The sequence below is a fragment of the Pseudovibrio sp. Ad5 genome (genome assembly GCF_001623095.1).
Classification (GTDB): Bacteria; Pseudomonadota; Alphaproteobacteria; order Rhizobiales; family Stappiaceae; genus Pseudovibrio.
In genome coordinates this window covers 420686-429075 of the sequence record NZ_LMCH01000065.1, presented here as the reverse complement: position 1 = coordinate 429075, position 8390 = coordinate 420686, and the positions used below count along the sequence as shown (strand labels likewise).

Genomic DNA, 8390 nt, shown 5'->3' with positions numbered 1-8390 from the left:
CTGGAACTCGGAAGTGAAACGCCCCTGCGCCAATGGTACTTCGTCTTAAGACGCGGGAGAGTAGGGCGCCGCCGGGCATGAATAATACACACCGACAAATCTCTACAAAATAAAACAGAACAAACATATCAGACAAAAAGCCCCCAATGCATAATGCATGGGGGCTTTTTGTCGTTTTAGAACTAGGCCGTCCTGAATGAGAGGGCTGAAAACACTGCGAGCTAGACTCCAAACCGCCAGCACCAAAGCACTCTCTTATCCCTGAATATCCAGCCAACAGTTGGCCTCAGCGAAACCAAAGCAACGACCTCAAGGGATGGAAACGCATAGCCTCGCGGTGCTGTTATGAGACATGAGCTACCCTCCGTGCATCCCAAAGAGAAGGGGAGTGAGCCTGTGGGAAGGGCGAGCCTTAGACCTCAAGAGCGACTAACACAGGCGATCAAGCCGCGGTATTTATGAGCTGGTGCTGTGTGCTGTGTGATTGAGCTAAACCGCAACTGGGATGACTTTGCGAGGCTATCTGCGTTCGCTGGCATTTGCACTCGTATTGTGCCTCCACGCCTGCTGCACTTGCGAAGGTAATACGGGGCCAGTTGTGCATCAGGATGTAATCGGTGGGATTGAATCCGTAACTGCACCACGTCGCCGGAACGACGGTGCGCTCCTATCTGCGTTCGTTGGCGGTATTTGCTACGGCTGTCTTTATGCAATTTGATTGGTCTTAAAGGTAGTTGTAGTGGCTTTGCGTTCCTACGTGCGTTTGTTTGCGTTACCAAAGTCGAGACTGCGTTGCTGTGTCTCGCCAGCTGGTGAAGTAAGATTGGCAGTGGGACTGCAATGGATTGCGATTGGTGGGATAACTCGGGCAAACATTCAGCTCAGCACTCAAGCCGTGAAAGGGGATAGAAATAATCTATCCCCCTACCTCAAATGATGTCGCTGATACCGGGCTTAATGCACGTCGGGGATAAGTGATTTGCGCTCATTGAGTGCCAAGTGCAGTTACTTAACAACAATGCAGCTCAACCCTATCAGCTTGCGAACTCCTCACATGTACAGTGATAACATGGAACCTTCCTGAAACGTGTTCACGGCAACTGATGTGATTATCCTTACATACTGCAGTTTCTGAGTTCTTCGTACTTGTCAGATAGAGTGAGCTTTTGATTGTCTTTCTGTCAGGAAGGGAAGTTTGTGATGACTCTTATTGATCATAATGCGCAGGAACTGGAAGAGTGGCGGGGTGGGGTGGTGACGCGGATGAGGGTCTCTGCTGTGAATGGTGCTCATCAGCTTTGTATTTTCGATCAGTGGTGTGAGCCCGGAAGCGGGGCTCCGTTGCACCTGCATGCGGTGGAGGAGCTTTTGGAGGTGATTGGCGGGACTGCGGAAATCACTTGCGGGGATGAGCGGTATGTTGCGACAAGTAATCAGAGTGTCCTGATCCCTGCCGGGCGTTTGCATGGGTTTTGTAATGTGGGTGAGGGAACGCTGCATGTGCGGGCGACGTTGGCTGCGCCAATCTTTGAGGCCAGTTATGAGAACAGCACGGAGGTATCTCGCCGTTGGGTGCCGGATGGATCGTTGTGATGGCTTTTAGAGGCCGGTTCAGCTTTCTGGAGGCAAGTTCAATAGATTTAGCCGTATTCTTCCGTTAGTTTTCGCTGAGACCTTACATGGGCTGTCGGACGCTGGGAGGCTGTCGTCGGTTTGGCTTGTGAGGGAAAGCAAAAGAATACCTGAAAAGCGGGGGAACAGGATGTTTGCCAAAGAACACATTACCTATGAGCCAGTGGATTTGCCGGATCGTCTGGACCTGAGCGATGAGCAGATGCTTGAAGCTGTGAAAGGCTTTTATGACAAGATGAAGCGTCGCCATACGGTTCGGGATTTTTCAAATCGTCCTGTTGCCCGAGAGGTTATTGAAGAGTGCATTCGCACGGCTGGTACGGCTCCATCTGGTGCGAACCATCAGCCCTGGCATTTCGTGGCGATCTCTCAACCTGAGTTTAAGAAGCGTATTCGGGATGGTGCGGAGGAAGAAGAGCGCCGGTTTTATGACGGCGGTGCGGGTGATGAGTGGATCAAAGCGCTTGAGCCAATTGGCACTAATGACGACAAGCCCCACTTGGAAGACGCGCCGTGGCTGATTGTTGTGTTTGCACAGCGTTGGGGGCAGTTTGAAGACGGGACGCGCTACAAAAACTACTATGTGCCTGAAAGCACTGGCATTGCTTGCGGTTTTCTGCTGACGGCGCTGCACCATGCAGGGCTGGTTTCGCTGACCCATACGCCCAACCCGATGAAATTTTTGAATGGCATGCTGGATCGCCCTGACTCTGAAAAGCCAATCATGATCATTGCAGTTGGCCACCCGGCTGAAGATGCCAAGGTGCCTGCTGTGGCGAAGCTGAAGAAGCCTCTTTCTGAAATCCTGACTGTAGCGGATTAGAGCTTCAGGTTTTTTAGACGCAAGGAGTTCATCACCACGCAGAAGGATGACAGGCTCATGGCCAGCGCTGCAATCATGGGTGAGAGCAGCGCTCCGGTGAAGGGGTAGAGAATGCCTGCTGCGATGGGGACACCTGCGGAGTTGTAGACGAACGCCAGAAACAGGTTCTGGCGGATGTTGCGCAACGACCCGATGGCGAGCTTGCGGGCACGCACAATGCCTGTGAGATCGCCATTCAGCAATGTGATGCCCGCGCTTTCAACAGCGACGTCTGCGCCCGTTCCCATTGCCAGCCCTACATCGGCAGAAGCAAGGGCGGGTGCGTCGTTGACGCCGTCGCCTGCCATGGCAACCATTGCTCCGGATGCATGGAGCTGATCGACCAGTGTCTTCTTGTCTTCTGGCAAGGCTTCTGCCTTGAACTCATCAATACCGACAGAGTTGGCGACGGCTTTGGCTGTTAAGGCATTGTCTCCGGTTGCCATGACGACTTTGATACCGGCCTCATGCAGTTGCTGGATGGCCTCGGCTGCGTTTTCTTTGATCGGGTCGGAGATGGCGATCAAGCCGATGATGTCTTGCTCATTTGACATATAGATGCTGGTGTTGCCTGCAGCACTCAAAGCTTGGTGCTTTTGCTTCATATCCTCAGAGATCTTATCGGTGAGGTTGAAGACGACCGGGTTGCCGATGGCGTAGCGCTTGCCTTCTACCTTCGCGCTGACGCCTTTTCCGGTGTGGGCTTCAAAATCATCTGAGTTGGACAGCGACATTTTTCTGGCTGAGGCAGCATGGACGATTGCTTCCGCCAGCGGGTGCTCGGAGCCTTTTTCGATGGAGGCCGCGATGTGGAGGAGTTGATCCTCGGTGTAACCCTTAGAGAAAGACTGGATTGAGGTGACGGTCGGTTTGCCTTCTGTGATGGTTCCTGTCTTGTCGACAATGAGCGTATCGACTTTGGACATGAGCTCCAGTGCGGTGGCATCTTTGATGAGCACGCCTGCCTGTGCACCCCGACCACTGGCAGTCATGATGGACATGGGCGTGGCAAGGCCGAGGGCGCACGGGCAGGCGATGATGAGCACTGATACGGCGACGATGACGGCGTAAGACAGGGATGGTGCCGGGCCGATGAGCAACCAGATGAAGAATGAGAGAATGGAGATGCTGACCACGGTGGGGACGAAGTAGGACGAGACTTTATCTGCCATGCCCTGAATGGGCGCGCGTGAGCGTTGGGCAGAGGAGACCATGGTGACGATCTTAGAGAGCATGGTATCCGCGCCGACGTTTGTTGCCTCAATGATCAGCGTTCCGTTTTTGTTGAGTGTTCCACCTGTGACCGTGTCTCCGACGTTTTTCTCAAGGGCGATGGGTTCGCCGGTGATCATGCTTTCATCCAGATAGGATTGACCATCGATGACGCGAGAGTCGACAGGGACTGCCTCTCCAGGGCGGACACGGAGCTTGTCGCCCGTCATGATGTTCTCGAGGGAGGCGTCATATTCTGTGCCGTCTTCCAGCACGCGGCGGGCGGTTTTAGGAGCAAGGTCAAGCAGAGCACGGATGGCATCACCCGTGCGCTCACGGGCTCGCATTTCCAGCACTTGTCCCATGAAGATCAGAGCAAGGATGACAGCCGAGGCTTCGTAATAGACCGGCGGATGGCCTGTGGCAGCGCGGATGCTTGGGGGGAACAGGCCGGGCAGGAATGTTGCCACCAGAGAGTAAAGATAGGCGGCACCGACGCCCAGGGTGATGAGCGTCCACATGTTGAGGTTCCATGTGGTGATGGATTTGACGCCGCGCTCGAACAATGGAGTGCCTGCCCACAGAACAACAGGTGTTGCGAGGACAAATTCAACATAGATGGCTGTGGGTTCTCCGATCCATTCGCGGAACGGGAGGCCGATGAAGGGGCCCATGGTGATGGCGAGCAGGGGAACTGAGAGGATTGCGCTGAGCCAGAAGCGTCTGGTGAAGTCGACCAGTTCGTGGCTGGGTTCGTCATTGCTGGTGACTGTCACTGGCTCCAGTGCCATGCCACAGATAGGGCATTCGCCGGGGCCTTTCTTGACGATCTCCGGATGCATGGGGCAGGTGTAATCGATATCCTGCGCCTGTGTGTCCTGCTGCTTTTTGCTGTTACCCGAGGCGTAATAATAGGGATCGCTGTCGAACTTATTGAAGCACTTGGGAGAGCAGAAGTGGTAGGGCTTTCCTGAAAAATCAGCTGAGAGGGTGTCGGCTGTGACTGTTACGGACATGCCGCAGACCGGATCCTGCTCCGTAGGGGAGGTGGTATTGGGTTGTGGTGTGTTTGATGCCTCGTCCATCGGTCATAAGGCTCCCTGATCCAGCGCGCGCGCGTTCTACCAGCGCAGATCATATGCCTTTGCAGTGCCTTAAAGGATTAAAGCCCCGTGGGACTTGGCAGTATCACTAGGCAGAACTTAATGGAAATGAGGGCATTTGGGTCAAGTTGCCAAGAGCATTTGTCTGGCGGCCAAGGTCAGCGATCTGGCTCTCATTTGTTATGTGCCGCTCTGCGTTTGAGCCAGCTTCAGATGTGGTTCCATGATCATGGCGAACTTGCGGATGATCTTTTCGATGTAATCCGGGTCGCTGTGGAACTCCTGCTGGAAAATCATGCCGCGGATGAAAGAGCGCCAGATGAGGAGGGTCAGAGTTACGTCTTCAATGGCCTGTTTATCTAAACCCGGTGGCAGAAAGAACTGATTGAGCTGCTCGTTCCAGTCTTCCAGTTTGGGGGAGATGCGCAGGGACAATGCCTTGTCCGTGCGGGTTGCCATGATGATTTCAGAGAAGGCGCGCCCTTCTGGTGTGTCGATGATGTTTTTCCAATAGGTTACGAGTGCGTCGGCGAGTGTCCCGTTACCAGAATGCGTTACCTGTGCGAAGGGGAAAGAGTTTGGGCTTTCCTGTTGGTAGTGGCGCAAAATTCTTGAGAGCAGGAAGTCGACGGTTCCAATCACCAAATCTTCCTTGGAAGGGAAGTGGTGCATCAGGGCACCGCGACTGACGTCAACGCCTTCCAGCACGCGATTGATTGAGGTTTCTGCATAGCCGAGCCGGTCGAGGCAATCGATGGTCGACTTAATGAGGGCTTTGCGTGTGTTTTCACCGCGCTGCTTCTTCTTGTCCAACTTGCTTACCATGATGAACCTTAGCCTTAGGAAGGGGTTTTCTCTGAAACACTTGACGTATTGGGAACTAGTATATACCGTACGTTTGGTATGTAAAAGAGGTTTCCGTTAAAATGACCATGAAAACCACGGAAAATCAAAGCTCTAGTAAACGTAAGCAGCCAATTCGCATTGGGGGGGCTTGCGGCTTTTGGGGTGACTCTAGTGCGTCAACCGGGCAGTTGTTGCGCGCTGGAGGGCTCGATTACATTGTTTACGACTATCTGGCAGAGATCACTCTTTCCATCATGGCAAGGGCGCGTCAGAAGTCTCCTGATCTTGGATATGCGACGGATTTTGTTGAGCAGGTGCTTGGCTTGAACCTGAAGACTATTGCCGCGTCCAAGACGAAAATTCTCAGTAATGCTGGTGGTGTTAATCCAGAGAGCTGCGCTGCCAAGATCCGCGAATTGATTGCTGCGCAGAAGCTGGATCTGAAGGTCGCTGTTGTCACTGGTGATGATCTGCTGGCGGAGGCTGGAACGTATCAGGCCACTGGTGTGACAGAGATGTTCTCTCATGAGGCCTTCCCGAAGTCTGAGAAAGTTGCCTCCATCAATGCTTACCTTGGTGCGCAGCCTGTTGTTGCTGCTCTGGATGCTGGTGCCGATATCGTCATTACAGGCCGGTGTGCTGACAGTGCGTTGACCCTTGCTGCATGCGCACATGCCTTTGGCTGGGACTGGGCGGATTATGACCGCCTTTCCGCAGGGAGCCTTGTTGGGCATTTGCTGGAGTGTGGGACGCAGGTTACTGGCGGCAACTTTACGGACTGGCGGGATGTGCCGGATGTGAAGAAGATCGGTTATCCGATTGCGACAGTTTATGAAGATGGCAGCTGTGACCTGAGTAAACCGGATGGCAGTGGCGGGCTTGTGAGTGTTGGTACTGTTGCTGAGCAGATGATCTATGAGATTGGTGATCCGCAGGCGTATTTGCTTCCTGATGTGACCTGTGACTTCTCCCAGGTGAAGGTTGAGGCGAAAGCAGCGGATTGTGTGCATGTTTCCGGCGCAAAAGGGCGTTCAGCGCCTGAGAGCCTGAAAGTTTCAGCAACCTGGGCGGATGGGTTTCGCATTGGATTGATGATCCCCTATGTGGGCTTTGATGCTGGTGAGAAGGCGCAGGTGTTTGCTGACCTTGCGCTTAGCCGCGCTGAGACGGTGATGAAAAAGCTTGGTGCGCCCGGCTATCAAGAGGTGTCCGTTGAGATTGTGGGGGCAGGATCTCAGGTTGGAGCGGCTTCTGTGAGCCGGGGCACCTATGAGGAGGTTGTCCTGAAGATTGCCGCTCGGCATGTGGACCAGCGTGCTGCTGGTTTGTTGTTGCGTGAGCTGACTGGATTGGGCCTTTCTGTTGCTCCGGGGATGACAACGTTTAACGGTGGTCGGCCTAAGCCGTCGCCTGTTGTGCGGTTGTTTTCGTTCCTTGTTGAGCAGTCGGCGGTTTCGCCTCAGGTTTCTCTGGAAGGAGCGCCTGTTCCGTTTGAGCCTGTGATTGCGACAGGTGTGGCAGCGGCAGCTGAGAGTGCCGAGATTCCACAAGCCGTTACGTCTGATGATGTGCTGATTGATGTTCCGCTGATCAAGCTGGCTTATGCGCGTAGTGGTGACAAAGGCGATAAAGCGAACATTGGCGTCATTGCGCGGAAGGCGGAGTGGTTGCCGTGGATTGCAGCTGCCCTGAGTGAAGAGGCTGTTGCGCAGACCTTTGCGCATTTCAATCCGGGCAAAGTTGCCCGTTTCTATCTGCCGGGCTGTCATGCGCTGAATTTCCTGATTGATGATGTGCTTGGCGGCGGTGGCATTGCCAGCTTGCGGTTGGACCCGCAAGCAAAGGCGTACAGCCAGATCTTGCTGACACAGAGTGTTCCGGTTCCGCAGTCCATTGCGCAGGAGGTGATGTGATGAGTGATGCTTCAACAACTTCTGCCGTTCTTGTGGCTCAAAAAGATGGTTGGATGACCATCACTTTGAACCAGCCCGAGAAGCGCAATCCGCTGACAGGCGAGGTGATTGCTGAAATCTCCAGAGTTCTGCGGGATGTGCAGGACGATTGCAGCGTGCGTGGCATCACGTTCACTGGTGCTGGCGGTGTGTTCTGTGCTGGTGGTGATCTGAAGTCCTTCCAGCAGATCATGGCTGGTGGTGATGAGGCCGAGGCGATTGCGCAAAAGATCAGTCTGGAAGCTGCAGCGTTTTTTGGAATGATCGCCAATCAGCCGCAAGTGACCATTGCTTTGGTGGAGGGGGCCGCCATGGCTGGTGGCCTTGGTATGGCCAGTGCCTGCGACTTTGTGGTCGCAACGCAAGACGCCAAATTTGCTTTTACTGAGACGCGGATTGGCTTGCCGCCTGCTCAGATTGCTCAGTACGTGACCAAACGTCTGGGCTACCAGAAAGCCAAGAAAATGCTCGTGTTGGGGAGCAAATTGACCGGTGTCGAGGCCTTTGATATCGGTCTGGTCGATGAAGCTGTTGCAGATCAGGCAGCGCTTGAGATAGCAGAAGCGGACCTGAAACAGCAAGTTCTGGCTTGTGCGCCAGATGCTGTTGCGGCCACCAAACAGGTGGTTGAGGAGACGCTTTTCCTTGAACAGGAAGAGTTGCGCCAGAGCGCGGCGGCTCATTTTGCAAGAGCTATCGTTGGGGAAGAGGGACAGGAAGGTGTGAAGTCGTTTTTACAAAAACGCAAACCTTCCTGGGCTCCTTAGGTGACCCCTTAAATTC

At 54.0% G+C, this 8390-nt stretch carries 6 protein-coding genes; 4 read left to right on the top strand and 2 right to left on the bottom strand.

The features are described 5' to 3' along the window. The first annotated feature begins 1200 nt into the window (after positions 1–1200). Together PsAD5_RS25050 and PsAD5_RS25045 are read left to right on the top strand one after the other, a co-directional pair. Positions 1201–1593 carry a cupin domain-containing protein gene (locus tag PsAD5_RS25050; protein ID WP_063294085.1) on the top strand — a complete coding sequence of 131 codons (393 nt, stop codon included), beginning with the start codon at positions 1201–1203 and terminating at the stop codon, positions 1591–1593. A 169-nt stretch (positions 1594–1762) separates the two neighbouring features. Continuing rightward, positions 1763–2455: a nitroreductase family protein gene (locus PsAD5_RS25045; RefSeq protein WP_057461220.1), complete on the top strand. Its 693-nt coding sequence runs from the start codon at positions 1763–1765 to the stop codon at positions 2453–2455. Here PsAD5_RS25045 and PsAD5_RS25040 read toward each other — a convergent pair. After that, complete coding sequence (locus PsAD5_RS25040; protein WP_063294084.1) at positions 2452–4791, bottom strand: heavy metal translocating P-type ATPase; 2340 nt, start codon at positions 4789–4791, stop codon at positions 2452–2454. The genes PsAD5_RS25045 and PsAD5_RS25040 overlap by 4 nt on opposite strands. Positions 4792–4989: 198 nt before the next feature. Next, a complete protein-coding gene (locus PsAD5_RS25035; protein WP_063294083.1) occupies positions 4990–5634 on the bottom strand; it encodes a TetR/AcrR family transcriptional regulator in 645 nt (214 codons plus the stop codon). Between the two features lie 101 nt (positions 5635–5735). Here PsAD5_RS25035 and PsAD5_RS25030 point away from each other — a divergent pair, with 101 nt between their 5' ends. Both PsAD5_RS25030 and PsAD5_RS25025 read left to right on the top strand, forming a co-directional pair. Next, positions 5736–7568, top strand: a complete 1833-nt coding sequence (locus PsAD5_RS25030; RefSeq protein WP_063294082.1) for an acyclic terpene utilization AtuA family protein — start codon at positions 5736–5738, stop codon at positions 7566–7568. Continuing rightward, on the top strand, positions 7568–8374 hold the full coding sequence (locus tag PsAD5_RS25025; protein WP_063294081.1) for an enoyl-CoA hydratase/isomerase family protein: 807 nt from the start codon (positions 7568–7570) through the stop codon (positions 8372–8374). Before PsAD5_RS25030 ends, PsAD5_RS25025 begins: the two co-directional genes overlap by 1 nt. Positions 8375–8390: the final 16 nt, after the last annotated feature.

What these genes read in the sequence shown, in the direction of transcription:
- PsAD5_RS25050 (WP_063294085.1), top strand. Translation starts at nt 1,201, where the DNA reads ATGACTCTTATTGATCATAATGCGCAGGAACTGGAAGAGTGGCGGGGT.
- PsAD5_RS25045 (WP_057461220.1), top strand. Translation starts at nt 1,763, where the DNA reads ATGTTTGCCAAAGAACACATTACCTATGAGCCAGTGGATTTGCCGGAT.
- PsAD5_RS25040 (WP_063294084.1), bottom strand. Translation starts at nt 4,791, where the DNA reads ATGGACGAGGCATCAAACACACCACAACCCAATACCACCTCCCCTACG.
- PsAD5_RS25035 (WP_063294083.1), bottom strand. Translation starts at nt 5,634, where the DNA reads ATGGTAAGCAAGTTGGACAAGAAGAAGCAGCGCGGTGAAAACACACGC.
- PsAD5_RS25030 (WP_063294082.1), top strand. Translation starts at nt 5,736, where the DNA reads ATGACCATGAAAACCACGGAAAATCAAAGCTCTAGTAAACGTAAGCAG.
- PsAD5_RS25025 (WP_063294081.1), top strand. Translation starts at nt 7,568, where the DNA reads ATGAGTGATGCTTCAACAACTTCTGCCGTTCTTGTGGCTCAAAAAGAT.